1 protein-coding gene is annotated in these 1,083 nt (G+C 69.9%); it reads right to left on the bottom strand.

Features of this window, described 5'->3' with window-relative positions; all coding sequences use genetic code 11:
- A partial coding sequence (locus ACZ4WS_RS47800; RefSeq protein ID WP_467990515.1) for an IS701 family transposase occupies window positions 1–1,027 on the bottom strand: 1,027 nt, incomplete at its 3' end.
- Window positions 1,028–1,083: the final 56 nt, after the last annotated feature.

Here is a 1,083-nt window from a genome sequence, read left to right as displayed (position 1 = left end):
CGGGCAGGTTGGACAGCCAGTAGTCGGTGGGTGTCTCGGCGCCTTCGGGCCATTCGACCAGCAGTGTGACCTCGGGCAGGACGCCGTCCCAGCTGGTGTCACCGGTGGCGCCGGCCTGGGCGAGGCGTCGGGATTTGATCCCGGCCGGCCGCACCCGCAGGGCCAGGAAGTGTGAGCGCATCGGCCCGCGGGAGCCTTCCCGCCAGGTCACCTCGGTGAAGGCCTGCCGTCCGTGGCCGGCCGCGAGTGCGGCCACCGGGGACGGCTTGTCGCGGTAGCGGGGCTGCGGCTTGCGGCCGTTGCCGGACCAGACGGGGGCCGTGGGCACCGCATCATGCGGGTGGACGCTCACATCGGAGCGGATCGCCACCACGTAACCGATGCTGCGACGCTCCAGCCCGTCGCGGAAGCCGGCGTTCTGCCCGTAGCCGGCGTCGGCCACCAGCACCGGCGGCACCAGACCCCATTCCGCCAGCTCATCAATGGTGTCCAGGGCCAGGCGCCACTTCTCACGGTGCCCGATCTCGTCCGGGATCCCCGTCTTGCGCCGGCGGACCGGATCCTCCGCCCACTCCTGGGGCACGAACAGGCGCCACTGCAGCGGACAGGACGCGGTGTCGGAGACCGCGTGCACGCTCACCGCGACCTGGCAGTTGGCCTGCTTGCCCAGCGCTCCGCAGTACTGGTGGGCGACCGCCACCGACATCTTCCCGTCCTTGGGGAACGACACGTCATCGACCGCCCAGGCATCCGGGCCGACCTGGGGCACCATCCGCTGCGCGATCCGCCGCCGCACCGGCAGCGGATCCCAGGTCGACTGGTTCACGAACTGCTGCAGATTCTGCTCGTTGCCGTCCGGCAGCCGCTCCGCCATCGGCTGGATCGACTTGCGCCGCCCGTCCAGCATCAGCCCCCGCAGATAGCAGTCGCCCTTCGCCCGCTGATCCTTCCGTGGCACCGAGGCGAACACATCCGCCACGAATAACCCCAACTTCGCCCGAGCCCGGTTCACTTCATGTGCGTCCACACCCCCAACATGCCCCCAAACAGGACCGAGACGCAGACGTAACGGAGTCCTACTAG

It is taken from the genome of Streptomyces sp. NPDC029292 (assembly GCF_055569295.1).
Note: the sequence above shows the minus strand (reverse complement) of the source record. Positions and strands in the feature narration are given on the sequence as shown.